Source organism: Nocardia sp. NPDC050412, from assembly GCF_044458825.1.
In the GTDB taxonomy this organism is placed as follows: Bacteria; Actinomycetota; Actinomycetes; order Mycobacteriales; family Mycobacteriaceae; genus Nocardia.
In genome coordinates this window covers 140,795-157,598 of sequence record NZ_JBITIJ010000007.1, presented here as the reverse complement: position 1 = coordinate 157,598, position 16,804 = coordinate 140,795, and the positions used below count along the sequence as shown (strand labels likewise).

Annotated in this window: 19 protein-coding genes; 4 read left to right on the top strand and 15 right to left on the bottom strand. The window is 64.2% G+C overall.

Annotation, left to right across the window (positions count from 1 at the left end; translation table 11 throughout):
• Positions 1-5 precede the first annotated feature (5 nt).
• Positions 6-419, bottom strand: a complete 414-nt coding sequence (locus tag ACIBI6_RS20950; RefSeq protein ID WP_364355413.1) for a DUF5994 family protein — start codon at positions 417-419, stop codon at positions 6-8.
• Positions 385-1,170: a TetR/AcrR family transcriptional regulator C-terminal domain-containing protein gene (locus tag ACIBI6_RS20945; RefSeq protein WP_364355416.1), complete on the bottom strand. Its 786-nt coding sequence runs from the start codon at positions 1,168-1,170 to the stop codon at positions 385-387. Before ACIBI6_RS20945 ends, ACIBI6_RS20950 begins: the two co-directional genes overlap by 35 nt.
• Positions 1,171-1,538: 368 nt before the next feature.
• On the opposite strand from ACIBI6_RS20945, the gene ACIBI6_RS20940 reads away from it, so the two are divergent.
• The gene (locus ACIBI6_RS20940; RefSeq protein ID WP_396957415.1) at positions 1,539-2,765 is read left to right on the top strand and encodes a fatty acid desaturase family protein; all 1,227 of its coding nucleotides are present in this window, start codon (positions 1,539-1,541) and stop codon (positions 2,763-2,765) included.
• An 86-nt stretch (positions 2,766-2,851) separates the two neighbouring features.
• On the top strand, positions 2,852-3,688 hold the full coding sequence (locus tag ACIBI6_RS20935; RefSeq protein ID WP_396957414.1) for a class I SAM-dependent methyltransferase: 837 nt from the start codon (positions 2,852-2,854) through the stop codon (positions 3,686-3,688).
• A gap of 535 nt (positions 3,689-4,223) precedes the next feature.
• On the opposite strand, the gene map is transcribed toward ACIBI6_RS20935, so the two are convergent.
• The 9 genes from map to rpsH all read right to left on the bottom strand — a co-directional run bounded on the left by map (position 4,224) and on the right by rpsH (position 9,711).
• The gene (gene map / locus ACIBI6_RS20930) at positions 4,224-5,021 is read right to left on the bottom strand and encodes a type I methionyl aminopeptidase (RefSeq protein ID WP_364355425.1); all 798 of its coding nucleotides are present in this window, start codon (positions 5,019-5,021) and stop codon (positions 4,224-4,226) included.
• A 6-nt stretch (positions 5,022-5,027) separates the two neighbouring features.
• Positions 5,028-5,573: an adenylate kinase gene (locus tag ACIBI6_RS20925; RefSeq protein ID WP_364355428.1), complete on the bottom strand. Its 546-nt coding sequence runs from the start codon at positions 5,571-5,573 to the stop codon at positions 5,028-5,030.
• Positions 5,570-6,892, bottom strand: coding sequence for a preprotein translocase subunit SecY (secY, locus tag ACIBI6_RS20920; protein WP_364355431.1), 1,323 nt, complete (start codon positions 6,890-6,892; stop codon positions 5,570-5,572). The genes ACIBI6_RS20925 and secY overlap by 4 nt, the downstream gene beginning before the upstream one ends.
• A 135-nt stretch (positions 6,893-7,027) precedes the next feature.
• A complete protein-coding gene (rplO, locus tag ACIBI6_RS20915) occupies positions 7,028-7,471 on the bottom strand; it encodes a 50S ribosomal protein L15 (RefSeq protein ID WP_062983140.1) in 444 nt (147 codons plus the stop codon).
• A gap of 1 nt (position 7,472) precedes the next feature.
• A complete protein-coding gene (gene rpmD / locus ACIBI6_RS20910) occupies positions 7,473-7,652 on the bottom strand; it encodes a 50S ribosomal protein L30 (RefSeq protein WP_062983142.1) in 180 nt (59 codons plus the stop codon).
• A complete protein-coding gene (gene rpsE / locus ACIBI6_RS20905) occupies positions 7,652-8,317 on the bottom strand; it encodes a 30S ribosomal protein S5 (protein ID WP_364355436.1) in 666 nt (221 codons plus the stop codon). The genes rpmD and rpsE overlap by 1 nt, the downstream gene beginning before the upstream one ends.
• A gap of 31 nt (positions 8,318-8,348) precedes the next feature.
• The gene (rplR, locus tag ACIBI6_RS20900) at positions 8,349-8,756 is read right to left on the bottom strand and encodes a 50S ribosomal protein L18 (RefSeq protein WP_364355439.1); all 408 of its coding nucleotides are present in this window, start codon (positions 8,754-8,756) and stop codon (positions 8,349-8,351) included.
• 2 nt (positions 8,757-8,758) lie between these two features.
• Positions 8,759-9,298: a 50S ribosomal protein L6 gene (rplF, locus tag ACIBI6_RS20895; RefSeq protein WP_364355442.1), complete on the bottom strand. Its 540-nt coding sequence runs from the start codon at positions 9,296-9,298 to the stop codon at positions 8,759-8,761.
• 14 nt (positions 9,299-9,312) lie between these two features.
• Complete coding sequence (gene rpsH / locus ACIBI6_RS20890) at positions 9,313-9,711, bottom strand: 30S ribosomal protein S8 (protein ID WP_327095437.1); 399 nt, start codon at positions 9,709-9,711, stop codon at positions 9,313-9,315.
• Between the two features lie 275 nt (positions 9,712-9,986).
• On the opposite strand from rpsH, the gene ACIBI6_RS20885 reads away from it, so the two are divergent.
• On the top strand, positions 9,987-12,776 hold the full coding sequence (locus ACIBI6_RS20885; protein ID WP_396957413.1) for an ATP-binding protein: 2,790 nt from the start codon (positions 9,987-9,989) through the stop codon (positions 12,774-12,776).
• A gap of 161 nt (positions 12,777-12,937) precedes the next feature.
• On the opposite strand, the gene ACIBI6_RS20880 is transcribed toward ACIBI6_RS20885, so the two are convergent.
• Genes ACIBI6_RS20880 through rplN form a run of 4 tightly spaced genes read right to left on the bottom strand, consistent with a single transcriptional unit; the run spans position 12,938 to position 14,378 of the window.
• The gene (locus tag ACIBI6_RS20880; protein WP_188829844.1) at positions 12,938-13,123 is read right to left on the bottom strand and encodes a type Z 30S ribosomal protein S14; all 186 of its coding nucleotides are present in this window, start codon (positions 13,121-13,123) and stop codon (positions 12,938-12,940) included.
• Positions 13,124-13,125: 2 nt separating this feature from the next.
• Entirely contained in the window at positions 13,126-13,689 is a 564-nt protein-coding gene (rplE, locus tag ACIBI6_RS20875) for a 50S ribosomal protein L5 (protein WP_062983164.1), read from the bottom strand.
• A 1-nt stretch (position 13,690) separates the two neighbouring features.
• Positions 13,691-14,008, bottom strand: a complete 318-nt coding sequence (gene rplX, locus ACIBI6_RS20870; protein ID WP_396957412.1) for a 50S ribosomal protein L24 — start codon at positions 14,006-14,008, stop codon at positions 13,691-13,693.
• A gap of 1 nt (position 14,009) precedes the next feature.
• Positions 14,010-14,378, bottom strand: coding sequence for a 50S ribosomal protein L14 (rplN, locus tag ACIBI6_RS20865; RefSeq protein WP_040686591.1), 369 nt, complete (start codon positions 14,376-14,378; stop codon positions 14,010-14,012).
• Positions 14,379-14,724: 346 nt separating this feature from the next.
• On the opposite strand from rplN, the gene ACIBI6_RS20860 reads away from it, so the two are divergent.
• A complete protein-coding gene (locus ACIBI6_RS20860; RefSeq protein ID WP_396957411.1) occupies positions 14,725-16,770 on the top strand; it encodes a M13 family metallopeptidase in 2,046 nt (681 codons plus the stop codon).
• The last annotated feature ends 34 nt before the right edge of the window (positions 16,771-16,804 follow it).

Below are 16,804 nucleotides of genomic sequence, written 5' to 3'. Positions count from 1 at the left end.
GCCACTCAGGCCCCCGCCCCGCCTTCGGAGTCCCAACGTTGCTGTGCCGCAATCGTTTCAATGTCAGCAGGGGTAACCACCGCTAGCGTGAGCTGAGCACCACTGACGCCGAGAATACTGAGCGTATGCCGGGCCTTGTGCCGGTAGCCGTCGAGCCGCACCAGGCGCCCGCCACTGGCGAGTTTCCTTGGTGCTGCGGCCCATTCGTCGAGGTGATAGATCACTCGATGGATCGGGCCGAGTCGGGTCGCAACCGCGGTGAGCAGTTCCGGCAGTTCGGCCACCAGGTCATTGCCGCGCGGACGCCACACTCCGTCGACCGAACCGGTTGCGTCCATTGTGAATTCGAGTTCCTGTCGCAGCGGACGAGGATTCGGCGGGTGTCTACCCGATTCGGTTCGGGTCAATTGGTGCGTCATGGTCGACGCTCCTCTCTCGGCCGCGTGGCGACCGGGTCATGGTGGCGGCGAGGCCGGTGAGCAGAATGTCCAGGCCCTGTTCGAGTTCGGCGACGCCGTCGTAGGCGGCCAAGTCGGTGGCGAGGCTGCGCAGCAGTGGGAATTCGCCGATCGGCAGGCGGTACAAGCCCAGGCGCAGCAGGTCGGTTGTCTCTTCGGGGCGTTCGACGAGTTCCTGTCGCTCATTGAGAATGTGGCCGTAGAGAAAGCCGAACAGCGCACGATAGATGTGCAGCGCATCGGTGCCGGTGAATTCGGCGCGGGTGAGCAGCATGAGGATGTCCTCGAGCGGACGCAGTGTGCCTGCCGGTCGGCGCCCGAGCGGGGTGGCCAGCGGGTGAGTTACCAGCAACGGAACGACATTCGGGTGCTCGACCGCTAGACGGCGGAAGTTCCGCGCGATACTGCGCAGTTGGTGGCGCCAGTCGCGGTCGGTGGTGTCGACGGTCAGCTGCTCGAAAACGATCTCGGCGACACCGTCGAGGAGCGCCGCCTTATTCGCGGCATGCCGGTAGAGCACCATGGGGTCCCGGCCGAGGGCTGCGCCGAGACGTCGCATAGATAGCCGGTCGACGCTATCGCGGTCGATGATCTCGAGCGCGGCCGCCAGCATCACGGCCCTGGTCAATGGCGGATTCCCCCCGTTGGCGCGGTGCGCGCGACCTTCCGGATTCTTGGGGGAACCGATGGGTCCTTCCCTGATTCCGTTCATCCCATTCAGCACCTCTCGATAAACAGCACAACTGTTAACGATGTAAGCCTACGCCGTAGACAGCCGGCGTAGATAGGGCCTAAGCTGTGGATATACCGAATCGTATAGCGGCTGGTCAGCCGGTTTGGGCTGTCCGAGACCGACACCGCGCAATCCCGAGACAGGAACATTGCGATGACGATCGTAGACAAGATCGCGCAGCGGGTTCGGGTGGTTCGCGCAAGCTTGCGGAAGCTGTTCGCCAGACCGAACGAAGACAGTCGGCGTCGAACCGATATTGGTGGCAAACCTCCCCACGGCATGGTCGACCGCTTCTCGAATTCGCTGAGAGACATGTTCAAACGCTGACCGAATCAGGGGCATGACGAATGGCAATCACACAGGTCGCTGCCTACGCGCATCTGAGCGCGGCCGATATCGAGGCATTCGGCGATGAGCTGGATGCGATTCGCCGCGATATCACCGATCAGCGCGGTGCGCGGGACGCCGCCTACATCCGCCGCACGATCGTCTTCCAGCGTGCACTCGACGCCGCGTCGCGACTGATCATCGGTCTCAGTCGCAAGCGAACCGGTTGGATCCTCGGGACTGCCGGCTTGGCTGTAGCGAAGAGCATCGAGAACATGGAGATCGGCCACAATGTCTGCCACGGCCAATGGGATTGGATGAACGACCCGGAAATCCATTCCAGCAGTTGGGAATGGGATATGGCGGGGCTGTCATCGCAATGGCGTTATTCGCACAACTATCGCCATCACGTCTTCACGAATGTGCTCGGCATGGACGAGGACATCGGATTCGGTGTCATACGCGTGACCCGCGATGACCGTTGGCGCCCAGGGAATCTGCTGCAGCCGTTGCTGAACCTGGTGCTGGCGGCCGGCTTCGAGTGGGGTATCGCGCTGCACGGTCTCGACTCCGAACGCCTGCGCGCGGCGACCCCGGCCCAGCAGGCGATGCAGACAAGAGCGCTCCTCGGCAAGATCGCCAGGCAAGCCGGCAAGGACTACCTGGTGTTCCCCGCGTTCAGCGGGCGACACTGGCGGCGCACCTTGGCCGCGGACACCAGCGCCAATGTCCTGCGTAACCTATGGGCCTATCTGGTGATCTTCTGCGGGCATTTCCCCGACGGCGCAGAGAAATTCGCGGCGACCGTCCTGGAACACGAGACCAAACCGGAGTGGTATCTGCGCCAGATGCTCGGCACGGCCAATTTCGACGCGGGCCGGGTGCTGGCCTTCCTCAGCGGCAACCTCTGCTACCAGATCGAACACCACCTGTTCCCCGACCTACCGAGCAACCGCTACGCCGAGATCGCCCTGCGCGTGCGGGCACTGTGCGACAAGTACGACCTGCCGTACACCACCGGTCCACTACTGCACCAATATCTGCTGACGCTGCGTACCATCCACAAACTGGCGCTGCCCGACAGCCTCCTGATCGCCACCTCGGACGACGCACCCGAAACCGCATCCGAACATAGGTTCAAGGGCATCGATTCGTCCACAGTCGTCGACACCGACCGGAGGCCGGGACGTCGCGGGTTGCGCACGGCGTTGCGACGACTAGCGATCAATCGTGCGCTCGTCCGCTAACTGGCACCCTTGGCTCCCACCAATTTCCCAGCATCCGCGCAGTAAATGGCCCGCGTCGGCGAGGGCGGTCGCGGTACCGTCGTCGCGTGTCGGACTTCGCGCAATCTGCTGACGAACCAACGAATCGGGCCCAACTCCGGGCCGAGCGCGCCTCCTCATTCGGCGCACATGCCGCGGCATATGCGGAGCATCGCCCCGACTATCCCACCGAAAGCATTCGCTGGGCGTTGGGGCCGGTTGACACCAAGACACCGGTCGTCCTCGATTTGGGCGCGGGCACCGGCAAACTCACCGAGGGGCTGCTCGCCGTCGGCGCGGAAGTGATCGCCGTCGAACCCGATGCCGCGATGCGCGCCGAACTGGCCCGTCGCTTTCCCGAGGTGATCGCGTCGGCCGGTGCGGCAGAGGCGATTCCATTAGCCGACGGCTCGGTGGACGCGGTAGTGGCCGGGCAGGCATTCCACTGGTTCGACAAGGAGCGAGCATTTCCGGAGATCGCGCGGGTACTGCGTGAGAACGGAGTCTTCGCCGCGCTGTGGAATGAGGATGACCTCGGCGTCGAATGGGTTGCGGAGTTGCACAAGGTAACTCGGTCGGCCGCGTCCTTACCGCCGCAGGAGCTGCTGCCCGCGCGACTGCCCGAACATCCGTTGTTCGAGAACTTCGAGCGGGCCGACTTTCCACACCGCCAGCGCCGCACCGCCGAATCCCTCACCGCGACAATCGGAACGCATTCGCACACGCTGGTCATCCCCGCACAGGCACGCAACGAGCTGCTCGAACGAATCTCCGACTACCTGCGTGGCAGGCCAGAGACCGCGGCGGGCGAATTCGACCTGCCCATCCGCACCGACGTCATCCGCGCCGTACGCCGCCCGGATACCCAGCACCGCAGCCGAATTGAGCCGGGACGCGTCGTCTAGCGGAAGCCGCTACCTACTCGACACGTCGCGAACCCCGCAGCACCGCCCCTGAGCTGTGCACAGACCTCTATCGCCGCTCCTGAAGCGCCCATCGAACGACCGCTGTTCGCCGCGGAACTACGCAATCCCACAAGGGAATTCGAGTAGCTACCTACTCGGGTGAGCACCCCTCCGTCGGCCATACGCTTCTTCCATCGCCGGAGTTCAGTACGAATCGGAGGAGAAATAATCGCCACAGTGGTTGCGGTCGAGTCCCCAGGATGACCCCCGAAGTGCGGTAAGACGCACGAGCGCGGGTGCAAGGAACGACGTCACCGATCCAGCGCGAGCTGGGTAATGTCAGGTCATGCGGCGGACGCATTGTGTCCGAAGCCGTTGAGTACCAGACATTTACGACCTGCGGGCGTCGGTGCGACTCGGTTCCTCGCCGCGCCACGTCACCGATCTCGGTGTGTCGGACAGGTGACCGCTCCGCGACACGTCAAAGCTTCATACCACCAACGCTACCGGGGCAGGAATGTGCGGTATACCGCTCTTAGTCCGGACGCACCGTAAGAATCCGCGGCCCATCCTCGGTAACCGCAACCGAATGTTCCCAGTGCGCGGCCCGACTACCGTCCAGCGTCACCACGGTCCAGTCGTCGTCGAGCACCTTCGTCTGCGTAGTGCCCAACGTCAGCATCGGCTCGATCGCGAGCACCGATCCGACAACGAGTTTCGGCCCCTTACCCGGCGCACCCTCGTTGGCCAGGAACGGATCCATATGCATCTCCCGGCCGATGGCGTGCCCACCGTATCCGTCGACGATGCCGTAGGCCCGGCCGTGCTGCTTTTCGGCCGCGCGCGTCCCCATCTCGATGGCATGGGAGACATCGGTCAACCGATTGCCGGGCAGCATGGCCGCGATCCCCGCCTCCATCGACATCTTGGTGGCATCGCTGAGCAGCTGATCGGCCTCGATGATCGTGCCGACACCGAAGGTCCAGGCCGAATCACCGTGCCAGCCTTCGAGAATCGCGCCACAGTCGATCGAGACCAGATCACCTTCGCTCAGAATTTCCGACGATGTCGGAATCCCATGCACCACACGGTCGTTCACCGATGCGCAGATCGAACCCGGAAAGCCGTGATAACCCTTGAACGATGGCACAGCGCCCGCATCGCGGATCACCTGCTCGGCGATCTCGTCCAGCTCCAGCGTGGAAACACCGGGCTCGGCCGCCTTGCGCACCGCGACGAGCGCGCGGCCGACAATCGCGCCAGCCGCCGCCATCGCATCCAGTTCGCCTGCCGTCCGGAACGGCACGACCTTCTTCTTGCGGTTGAAGACCATCCGGCCTCAGTGTCCCAGGGCGCGCAGTGCGCGTGCGTTGACCTCGTCGATCTCACCGACACCGTCGACCGAGACGACCAGACCGTCATAATGCTCCAGCAGCGGCTCGGTCTCCTCGCGGTACACCCGGAGCCGGTTGCGGATCACATCCTCGTTGTCGTCCTTGCGACCGCGTGCCATCATCCGGGCGACCACGGTGTCCTCGGGCACGACGAAACAGAGCACCGCGTCGAGCTTCTTATCCATATCCGCGAGGATCTTCTCCAGCGCGTCGGCCTGATCGACAGTGCGCGGGTAGCCGTCCAGCACAAAGCCGTTCGCGGCATCCGGCTCGGCGACCCGAGCCTCGACCATGCGGTTGGTCACATCGCTCGGCACCAGATCGCCCGCGTCGATGTACTTCTGCGCCTCCCGACCCAGCGGCGTCTGGGCGGAGATATTGGTGCGGAACAGGTCCCCGGTGGAGATGTGCGGGACGCCCAGCTTGTCCGACAGGAGATCGGCCTGGGTACCCTTGCCGGCTCCCGGCGGTCCGAGCAGTACAAGTCTCACTTGAGGAACCCTTCGTAATTTCGATTCATCAGCTGGCTTTCGATCTGCTTCACGGTGTCCAAGCCGACACTCACCATGATCAGCACCGAGGTGCCACCGAACGGAAGGTTCTGGGTGCCACCGGACGCGCCGATATCGAGGAAAAGGTTCGGCAGGACGGCTACGAGACCGAGGTAGATCGAGCCGGGGAGGGTGATGCGGCTCAATACGAAATTGAGGTAGTCGGCGGTGGGCCGACCGGGACGATATCCCGGAATGAACCCACCGAACTTCTTCATCTCGTCCGCGCGTTCCTCCGGGTTGAAGGTGATCGCGACATAGAAGTAGGTGAAAAACACGATCAAACCGAAGTAGATCGCGATGTAAACGGGGTTGCCCGGGTTCACCAGGTATTTCTGGATGATCTCCTGCCACCAACTCTTATCGGTGGCGGCCTTCGAGGAGGTCAGTTGCGCGACCAGGTTCGGCAGGTACAACAGTGAGGACGCGAAGATCACCGGAATGACACCGGCCTGGTTGACCTTCAGCGGCAGATAGGTCGAGGAACCGCCGTACATCTTGCGGCCGACCACACGCTTGGCGTACTGCACCGGAATTCGGCGCTGGCCCTGCTCGACGAAGATGACCGCGGTGACAATGGCGAACGCGGCGACACAGACCAGACCGAAGACCAGTCCACCGCGGTTCTGCAGAATGTTGTTGCCCTCGTTCGGGATGCGTGCGGCGATACCACCGAAGATCAGCAGTGACATGCCGTTGCCGATGCCGCGCTCGGTGATCTGCTCGCCGAACCACATGACCAGTGCGGCACCGGCGGTCATCACCAGCACGATGATCACCATGCCGAAGATGCTGGTGTCGGCCAGGATGTCCTTCTGGCAGCCCTGCAGTAGCTGGCCGCGGGCCGCAAGCGCGACCAGACCGGTGGCCTGCAGGATCGCCAGCGCGATCGAGAGGTAGCGGGTGTACTGCGTCATCTTGTTCTGGCCCGATTGGCCTTCTTTGCGCAGTTCCTCGAAGCGCGGGATGACGACGGTGAGCAGCTGGATGATGATGCTCGCGGTGATGTAGGGCATGATGCCGATCGCGAAGACCGACAACTGCAGCAGCGCACCACCGGAGAACAGGTTGATCAACTGATAGATACCGGCGGAATCACCGCCGGAGACCAGGTCTATACATTCCTGGACGCTCTTGTAATCGACACCGGGGGACGGCAGCGACGCACCCAAGCGGTACAGCGCGATCAACCCCAGCGTGAAGAGAATCTTCCGCCGTAAGTCCGGAGTCCGGAAGGCCGATACGAAGGCGGAAAGCACAGATCCTCCTGGCGAACGACATGGTCATGCCATGGAAATAACCCATGACGAGGCTTTGGCAGACAACAATTGAACTCTAACAGTGGCACCGGACGAGCCTTCACTCGTCCGGTGCCACTTAGTGTCAGAGTACCGTCAGCCCAGCTCGGTGACAGTGCCACCGGCCGCGGTGATCTTCTCCTTGGCGGCGCCGGTCACCTTGTCGACGGTCACCTGGACCGCGACGCCGATCTCGCCATCGCCGAGAACCTTGACCAGCTGGTTCTTGCGAACCGCGCCGGCAGCCACCAGCTCCGCCTTGCCGACCGCGCCGCCCTCGGGGAACAGCTTGGCGATCGAGCCGACATTCACGACCTGGTATTCCACGCGGAACCGGTTCGTGAAGCCCTTGAGCTTGGGCAGCCGCATGTGAATCGGCATCTGCCCACCCTCGAAGGCGGCCGGGACGTTCTTGCGAGCCTTGGTGCCCTTGGTACCGCGGCCCGCGGTCTTGCCCTTGGAGCCCTCACCGCGACCCACGCGGGTCTTCTCGGTCTTGGCGCCGGGAGCCGGACGCAGGTGATGCAACTTGATGGTCATGTCAGACCTCCTCAACTGTTACGAGGTGGCGCACGACGTTGATCAGCCCACGGTTCTGAGGGTTGTCCTCACGAACCACGGTCTGGCGGATCTTGCGCAGGCCGAGCGTACGAAGGCTCTCCCGCTGGTTCGCCTTGGCGCCGATCGACGACTTGATCTGAGTAACTTTGAGATCTGCCATTACCTGCCACCTCCCGCTGCCTGAGCGCGTGCGCGCAGCATGCCCGCGGGGGCAACATCCTCGAGGGGCAGACCACGACGGGCCGCGACCTCTTCCGGACGCTGCAGCATCTTGAGTGCCGCAACCGTCGCGTGCACGACGTTGATGGCGTTGTCGCTACCCAGCGACTTCGCCAGAATGTCATGGATACCAGCGCATTCCAGCACCGCACGCGCCGCACCACCGGCGATCACACCGGTACCGGGCGAGGCCGGACGCAGCATGACCACACCGGCCGCCGCCTCACCCTGCACCGGGTGGGTGATGGTCGAGCCGATCATCGGAACGCGGAAGAAGCCCTTGCGAGCCTCCTCGACACCCTTCTGGATGGCCGCGGGAACTTCCTTGGCCTTGCCGTAGCCGACGCCGACCAGACCGTTGCCGTCACCGACGATCACCAGGGCGGTGAAGCTGAAGCGACGACCACCCTTCACGACCTTGGAGACGCGGTTGATCGCGACGACGCGCTCGAGCTGGTTCTTGTCGGCCTGCTGGTCACGACGGTCACCACCGCCACGACGATCGCGGCCACCGCCGCGGCCGTCCCGGCTGTCGCCGCCACCGGCGGCACCGTTCTGCTGTCCGGCGGGTCCGTTGCCGCCGTCACGCCTCTGACGTCCCGGCATCAGACGTTCCTTCCGTAATTGTTTGCAGTCATCAGAACTTCAACCCACCTTCGCGAGCGGCATCGGCGAGCGCCGCGATGCGGCCGTGGTAGTCGTGACCACCACGGTCGAACACGACGGCCTCGATGCCCGCGGCCTTGGCACGCTCGGCGATCAACTGACCGACCTTCTTGCCCTTGGCCGACTTGTCGCCATCCAGTGCGCGCACATCGGCCTCGATCGAGGACGCGGCGGCAATGGTCTTGCCGTTCGAGTCGTCGATGAGCTGTGCGTGCAAGTGACGCGAGGAGCGGTTGACCACCAGACGCGGACGCACGGTGGTGCCGACGACCTTCTTGCGCAGACGGAAGTGACGGCGGGTCTTCGACAGACGACGCGTCGTCGACACGTCCTTGCCACGCGGAATGCGCTTGGCCTTCTGATTTTCGGTTTGCGCCATGATCACTTACCCGTCTTTCCGACCTTGCGGCGAACGACCTCGCCGGCGTAGCGGATGCCCTTGCCCTTGTAGGGATCGGGCTTACGCAGTCCGTGGATGACAGCGGAGATCTGGCCGACCTTCTGCTTGTCGATACCGGACACGGAGAACTTGGTGGGCGATTCCACCGCGAAGGTGATGCCCTCCGGGGCCTCGATCGGCACCGGGTGCGAGTAGCCGAGGGCGAACTCCAGATTGGAGCCCTTGGCCGCCACACGGTAACCGACGCCGAAGATTTCCATCTTCTTCTCGTAACCCTTGGTGACGCCCTCGATCATGTTGGCGACCAGGGTACGGGTCAGGCCGTGTAGCGAGCGGTTCTGGCGCTGGTCATCCGGGCGGACAACCTCGAGCTGGCCGTCCTCACCCTTGGTGACGGTGATCGGCTCGGCGACAACGTGGGTCAGGGTGCCCTTGGGACCCTTCACCGCCACGCTCTGGCCGTCGATGGCGACCTCGACACCGGCAGGAATAGCGATGGGCTTCTTACCAATACGCGACATTTGTCCTACCTCCCTTACCAGACGTAGGCGAGGACTTCGCCGCCCACGCCCTGCTTGGCCGCCTGACGATCGGTGAGCAGACCGGTCGACGTGGAGATGATCGCCACGCCGAGGCCGCCCAGGACCTTGGGCAGGTTGGTGGACTTCGCGTACACACGCAGACCCGGCTTCGACACGCGGCGCAGACCCTGCAGGCTGCGCTCACGGCTCTGGCCGTACTTGAGGTCGACGACCAGGGTCTTACCCACGGGCGCGTCCTCGGTCCGGTAGTCGGCGATGTAACCCTCGCGCTTGAGAATCTCGGCGATATTCGCCTTGAGCTTCGAGTGCGGAGCCTTCACCTGATCGTGGTACGCCGAGTTGGCGTTGCGCAGACGCGTCAGGAAGTCTGCGATCGGATCAGTCATGGTCATAGTTCGACCTTGACACCTTTCTCGCTACGGTTCCCATACAACACCGGCGTACACATCGGCACGCCAGCCGTGGGCCTATAGCAATTCGGCGGTCCGGCCGACACTTGCCGACCGGATTGAGTTCTCATATGAGCTCTCGGTGCGCGGGCCGTCCACACGTCGATGCAGCATCGCATCAAGGACATGCGGACACAGAAGTGCCCAAGCAACCGGTCTAGTGTAGGCAAGGTCGCTACCAGGACAAAATCCGGGTCCGGCCCCTTACACTCACCCGCGTGCAGGAATCCCTCGCGACCGCGTTCGTGGGTCGCGAAGCCGAAATGGCAACTCTAGCGACACTCGGACGGCGCGTGGTCGCCGGTAACGGGTGCGTCGTTTTGATCGAGGGCGAGCCGGGAATCGGCAAATCGGCACTGCTGGAAGCGGCGCGAAATCCATTGGCGGCAGCGGGCCTTCATATCCGTATCGGTGCTGCCGAGGAGTTGCGTCAGGGCGTGCCGTTCGCCGCGGCGTGCTCGTGGCTGGACGACACCGGCACCACCGCCCCGATCGACGCGCTGCGCAGCGGAAATCGCGCGGGCGATGTGGCAGCCACCCATGAACTCGCCATTGCCGAGGCGATCGTGGACCAGATCGACACCTGGTGCGCGGCGGGCCCGACTGCGCTGGTCATGGACGATGCGCATTGGGCGGATCGGTCGAGCCTGACCCTGCTGCACCGACTCTGCGCGCTCGTCGACGAGCTGCCGCTGCTGCTGGTGCTCGCGGCCCGGCCGCTGCCGCGCGATCCGGACTTCGCCGCACTATCGGCCGAACTCATGGCACGGCACGCCTCGGTGCTGCGGCTCGGCGCTCTACCCGCCACGGATGCCGCGCAACTGGTACGCCATCTGGTCGGTGCCGAACCGGGACCTCGGTTGCTGGAAAAGGTGGCCGAGGCCAGTGGGAATCCGCTGCATGTCACGGAATTGGTGGCCGCTTTGGTGCGAGACGGGGCGATCAAGGTGTTCGCCGACACAGCCGATCCCGCAAGCGCTGTCGTCGCGAACACGTCCGCGTCCTTGGCCGAAGCGATTACGCAGCGACTGGACTTCCTATCCCGTCCGACCCGGGATGTGCTGCCGATGGCCGCGGCCCTCGGTCCGACCATTGATGTCGCGGACCTGGCGGTGGTGTTGAAGATCCCAATCCTGGATGCCTGGAGCGCCGTGACGGAAGCGCTGGATGGCGGGCTGCTCGTCCGCGTCGACTCCGAGTTGGCGTTTCGACACGATCTGATCCGGCATGCGCTGGCGGATCGGCTGCCTGCTTCATTGCGGTCGGACCTGCTCCAGCAAGCCGGACAAGCGCTCCAGTCGACCGATGCGCCGATCGAGCGGGTTGCCTATTACTTATCGGTCGCCGACCGCGAATTGGACCGGGCCAGCATCGGTTGGCTGATCGGTATCGCCGACAAGCTGATCGTTCGCGCGCCCGAACTGGCGAAGCAATTGTTGAGCCGGGTTGCCGCGACGCCGGATCTCGATCCGGCAATGCGTTCAGTATTGATCCGCCTGAGAATTCACGCCTTGCTCTGGGAGGGGAGCGTCGCCGAGGCCGAATCGGTGGTGCGTGAGGCGCTGCTCACCCAACCGCAGGACGGCGACGATATCGAACTGCGCTGGCTGCTCGCCCAGATCTATCAAGCCCAGGCCCGATTGGCCGATGCGGTCGCAGTGGCCGAGGAGGTGCTGTCCACCAGGCAGCTCGACGCCGAGAACGCCGCCCGGTTTCTCGGCATGTCCGGACTCGGCAATTTCTTCCTCGAGCGGTTCGCTGCGGCCGAGCAGGCCGGTCGGCAGGCCGTGGCGCTGGGCGAGAGCACCGGGAACCCGCTGGCCACCGGATACGGACTCACGGCGGTGGGCGGGGTGCGCTATACCCAGGGCCATCTCGATGAGGCGCTGGATCTGAGCGCGCGTATCCCGGCCCTCTTCGAAGACGGGACCGGGCCCGACCAATTCGATCCATACGCGCTCTACGCCCACTGCTTGATCGAACTCGATCGGCTGGGCGACGCCGAGGAGATACTGAAAACGGCCATCGGTCGCAACCGCCGATTCCGCGGCGTCTATCTGACCTCGAACCTGGTCGCCAAGGCGCGGATGTATCTGGTGGGCGGGCGCTGGGACGATGCGCTGGCCGAATGCGCGGCGAGTATGCAGACGCCCGATGTGCTCGGATATCCGACGGTCGCGCACACCGTCGCGACGCTCATCGGAATTCGCCGCGGCACCTTCCTGCCGGACCCCGACGGCCTGCCCGCACCGGACAATCGCCCGGCAAATATCGGATACGCGCATTTCCATCCGTGGGTCAAGGCGTTGACTGCCGAGGCGCGCGGCCGCCCCGACCTGGCACTGCGACTACTCGTCGAAACGCACAACCGACTCGCCGACGGATTGGCCTCCGCCACACTGCATTACATCTTCCCGGATATCGCGCGCTTGGCCGCGGAGACCGGTGACGCGCACGCGGCCCGATCGGTGGCGGCGAGCGCCGATCTGCTGCTGAGCCGACAGTCGACCGCATCACGAACCGGAACGGCCCTGCTGTGCCGCGGCCTCGCGGACTCCGATCCTGAGCGTCTCCTCGCCGCAGCGAGCGCCTTTCAACAATCGGGCCGCCCACTGTTCGAGGCCCAAGCGCACGAAAACGCCGCCGTCCTACTGGCCGCAGCAGGGCGCGGACCCGAGTCCCGCACCGCCCTGGACGCGGCGGTCGAACTGTATTCCGGCCTAGGCGCATCCTGGGACTCCGCTCGCGCGGTGGCCCGGGTGCGACCATACGGAATCCGCCGCGGCGCCCGCGGCCCACGCAACCGCCCTAAATCTGGTTGGGCCGCCCTCACCGACACTGAACGCAAAGTCGCCGCACAGGTGTCCGAGGGCCTGTCCAATGCGGATATCGCCGCCCAAATGTACCTGTCCCGCCGGACAATCCAGTCCCACGTGTCGAACATCCTGGCCAAACTCGACCTCCGCTCACGCCGCGAAATAACCACCGCCACGCCGCACGCTCGCTGAATCCGGTTCGGTCGCCGGCTCGACAAATCGCCGCATACTTTCCAAGCCCGCCGTACCTGGACGCTCGGTGAGAGCACAAGGAAACAGCCGAAGGCACGGACTCGGGTGAGTCCGTGCCTTCGGTTGGTATTCAGTGCTGGGCGCTCACGAGGAGCGCGGGCTCACCAGGAGCTCTTGTGCACGCCCGGGAGCTCACCGCGGTGCGCCATTTCGCGCAGGCACACGCGGCAAAGGCCGAACTTGCGGTACACCGCGTGCGGGCGACCGCAGCGCTGGCAGCGGGTGTAGGCGCGAACGCCGAACTTCGGCTTGGCCTCGGCCTTGATTCGCAGTGCTTTCTTGGCCATCGTCAGTTCTCCTTGAACGGGAAGCCGAGGTGCTTGAGCAGGGCACGGCCTTCTTCGTTGTTGGTCGCGGTGGTCACCACGGTGATATCCATACCGCGCGGGCGGTCGATGGAGTCCACGTCGATCTCGTGGAACATCGACTGCTCGCTCAGGCCGAACGTGTAGTTGCCGTTGCCGTCGAACTGCTTCGGCGACAGACCGCGGAAGTCGCGGATACGCGGCAGCGCGATGGAGACCAGGCGGTCCAGGAACTCCCACATGCGGTCGCCGCGCAGGGTGACCTTCGCGCCGATCGGCATGCCCTCACGCAGCTTGAACTGCGCGATCGACTTGGTGGCCTTGCGGATCTCGGGCTTCTGACCGGTGATCAGTTCCAGATCCCGGACCGCACCGTTGATGAGCTTGGCGTCGCGCGCAGCGTCACCGACACCCATGTTCACGACGACCTTGACCACGCCCGGAATCTGCATCACGTTGGCGTAGTTGAACTCGCTGTTCAGCGCGTCCTTGATCTCGGCACGGTAGCGCGCCTTCAGACGGGGCTGAGTCTTTTCGGAGGTGGTCATGTCAGATGTCCTTCCCGTTCTTACGGGAGATCCGGACCCGCTTGCCGCTCTCCTCGTCCGTCCGGTAGCCGACGCGGGTCGGCTTGCCGTCGGAGTCGACGACCATCACGTTGGACACGTGGATCGGAGCTTCCTGGGTCACGATGCCGCCCGAGGAGGCACCACGCTGGTTGGTGGAGTTGGCAACGTGCTTCCTGATGCGGTTCACGCCCTCGACCAGGACCCGGTTCTCCTTCGGGTAGGCCTGGATGACCTTGCCCTTGGCGCCCTTGTCCTTACCCGAGATGACCAGCACCGTGTCGCCCTTGTGCACCTTCATGTCAGAGCACCTCCGGAGCCAGCGAAACGATCTTCATGAACTTCTTCTCGCGCAGCTCGCGGCCGACCGGGCCGAAGATACGAGTGCCACGCGGGTCGTTGTCCGCCTTGATCAGCACGGCCGCGTTCTCGTCGAACTTGATGTACGAACCGTCCGGGCGACGACGCTCCTTGACGGTGCGCACGACGACGGCCTTGACGACCTCGCCCTTCTTGACGTTGCCGCCAGGGACAGCGTCCTTGACGGTGGCGACGATGATGTCGCCGATGCCGGCATAGCGACGCGACGAACCACCGAGAACGCGGATGCAGAGGATTTCCTTCGCACCCGTGTTGTCGGCGACGCGCAGTCGCGACTCCTGCTGAATCACTTCAGCCTCCTTGACCTGGATGTATACGCACGCCGGATTGCCGACCCGACGGGCATGGTCGTGTCACCACCCGAACGCGCGCCTGCCAGCGGTTTTCTCGATCGGATGGATCAACCACTGGGGGTTCGCGGCCGGATTGCGGGCACAGCTCCCGCAGGCAACCGGTTCAGTGTAGGTGAATGCCAGGTCGGACCCAAATCAGGGTCCCGCGAGCGCAGCCTGAACTTCCGCTGTGAAACCCGCGCGGATAAGTGCTCGCGGGCTGTCCCGTTACTACCCTCGAGACGAGCAAGATCACCAGATGAACTTTGCACATTCCGCATCTCGCTGAATATGGGGGTCCCTTTTGAGTTCGTCCGCGCGTTCCGCCCGGCTCGGTCGTCGCACCTTCCTGGTCGCGCTGGGGGTGATTCCGACCACCACGGCGCTGGTCTCCTGCGCCCGGGAGCAGTCGGTGCAACTCACCGGGGCCGATATGCGGGGCGAGGACCCGGCGGTTCGCCCGCAGGACGATCTTTTCCGATTCGTCAACGGCGGCTGGCTGCGCGATTATCAGCTGCCGCCGGATAAGCCGTCCTACACCACCTTCGACGAAGTCGGCGACCGGGTGGAACAGCAGCTGCGCGAGATCATCGATGGCATCCACGAGCCGACGGCCGGGACCGCCGAGCAGCAGATCCACGATCTCTACGACGCCCGCGTCGATCTGGCCGAAATCGAGCGGCTCGGCGTGACCCCGCTGGCGGATCTGTTCGCGGCGATCGACGGCGCGGCGACCAAACCGGATCTTGCGAAGGTGATGGGCGGGCTGCCGATAGGCGGGCTCATGGGTTTGTCCGTCGGGGTCGATGAGAAGAACTCGGCCGAATACATCGCGAACATCGCCCAGTCCGGTATCGACCCGAATATGGGCGAGAAGTATTACCGCAAGCCCGAATACGCCGAGCAGCGTGCCGCCTATCAAACCTATCTGCAACGAGTCGCTGCGAGCGCGGGCTTTCCCGATCCGGCGGGCACCGCCCAGCGGGTATTCGAGCTGGAGACCAAGATCGCCGCCGGTTACTGGGACGATGTTCGGCTGCGCAATCCCGATGCTGTCTATAACCCGATGAGCTGGGCCCAATTGACCGCGCTCGCACCGCAATTCGATTGGGAGCCGTGGCTGGCGGGCAATACCGACCGACCGCGCGCACTGTTCGATCGCGTGGTAGTCGGTCAGCCGTCGTTCGTGACGACGACCGGAGAGCTCTGGGCCGAGGTCGATATCGCGGCCTGGCGGGAGTATCTGCGCATGGCGGTGGTCAAACAGTTCGCGGCACTGCTACCCAAGGCCATTGCCGATGCCGAATTCGATTTCGTCGGCAAGGTGCTGCAAGGGTCGCAGGAGCGTCCGGAACTGTGGAAGGACGGCATCGCCACCGTGAATGAGAACCTGAGCCAGCAGCTCGGGAAACTCTATGTGCGCAAATACTTTCCGCCCGCGGCCAAAGGGCGCGCTCTGGCGATGGTCGCCGATCTCATATCCGCCTACCGGGCCGACTTCACCGATTCGACCTGGATGTCGCCACCGACCAGACAGGCCGCCATCGCGAAACTCGACAAGATCGTCACCAAGATCGGCTATCCGGACAACTGGATCGACTACTCGGGATTGACGATCACGCGCGGCAAGTTGATCGAATCCGTCCGCGCCGCACAGCGTTTCGAAACCAAGCGCGGTTTCGCGCGCCTGGGCACCCCGGTCGACAAGTCCGAATGGCGAATGCCGCCGCAGCTCGTGAATGCCATGTACAACCCGAATGCCAATTCGATCACGTTTCCGGCCGCTATTCTGCAGCCGCCATTCTTCGACTCGGATGCTGCGACCGCGGTCAATTACGGCGCGATCGGAGCGGTTATCGGTCATGAGATCGGACACGGGTTCGACGATCAGGGTTCACGCTACGACGGTGACGGCAATCTGCGCGACTGGTGGACCCCTGCGGACCGGGCCGCATTCGATGCCAAGACCGAGCAGCTCATCGAGCAGTACAACGCGCTGGTCCCGACGGGTCTCGACCCGAGCAGGCACGTCGACGGCGCGCTCACGGTCGGGGAGAATCTCGCGGATCTGCGCGGTCTCGGTATCGCCCTGGCCGCCCTCGGCATCGCCGATAAACGCGACGGCAAGGGCAACCCGGACAACCGCACGCTGTTCTTGTCATGGGCCCGGATCTGGCGGGAGAAATCGACGAAGCAGCATATGGAATTGCGACTGGCCATGGATCCGCACGCACCCAACGAGTTCCGCTGCAACCAGGTGGTCCGCAATATCGACGAGTTCTACACCACCTTCGCCGTCGAACCGAGCGACAAGCTGTACCTGGCCCAGGACCAGCGAGTCTCGCTCTGATCCGACGGGCTGGCAACGCCGGAGGCGGGTAGCC

Bases quoted from the DNA above. Each gene is read 5' to 3' on its own strand.
- rplO (WP_062983140.1), bottom strand. From the start codon at position 7,471: ATGACCATCAAGTTGCATCACCTGCGTCCGGCTCCCGGCGCCAAGACC.
- map (WP_364355425.1), bottom strand. From the start codon at position 5,021: ATGGTCTTCAACCGCAAGAAGAAGGTCGTGCCGTTCCGGACGGCAGGC.
- rplF (WP_364355442.1), bottom strand. From the start codon at position 9,298: ATGTCGCGTATTGGTAAGAAGCCCATCGCTATTCCTGCCGGTGTCGAG.
- ACIBI6_RS20945 (WP_364355416.1), bottom strand. From the start codon at position 1,170: ATGAACGGAATCAGGGAAGGACCCATCGGTTCCCCCAAGAATCCGGAA.
- rplE (WP_062983164.1), bottom strand. From the start codon at position 13,689: ATGACCACCTCCGAAAAGACTCAGCCCCGTCTGAAGGCGCGCTACCGT.
- rplX (WP_396957412.1), bottom strand. From the start codon at position 14,008: ATGAAGGTGCACAAGGGCGACACGGTGCTGGTCATCTCGGGTAAGGAC.
- ACIBI6_RS20880 (WP_188829844.1), bottom strand. From the start codon at position 13,123: ATGGCCAAGAAAGCACTGCGAATCAAGGCCGAGGCCAAGCCGAAGTTC.
- ACIBI6_RS20940 (WP_396957415.1), top strand. From the start codon at position 1,539: ATGGCAATCACACAGGTCGCTGCCTACGCGCATCTGAGCGCGGCCGAT.
- rpmD (WP_062983142.1), bottom strand. From the start codon at position 7,652: ATGGCAGATCTCAAAGTTACTCAGATCAAGTCGTCGATCGGCGCCAAG.
- ACIBI6_RS20950 (WP_364355413.1), bottom strand. From the start codon at position 419: ATGACGCACCAATTGACCCGAACCGAATCGGGTAGACACCCGCCGAAT.
- rpsE (WP_364355436.1), bottom strand. From the start codon at position 8,317: ATGCCGGGACGTCAGAGGCGTGACGGCGGCAACGGACCCGCCGGACAG.
- rpsH (WP_327095437.1), bottom strand. From the start codon at position 9,711: ATGACCATGACTGATCCGATCGCAGACTTCCTGACGCGTCTGCGCAAC.
- rplR (WP_364355439.1), bottom strand. From the start codon at position 8,756: ATGGCGCAAACCGAAAATCAGAAGGCCAAGCGCATTCCGCGTGGCAAG.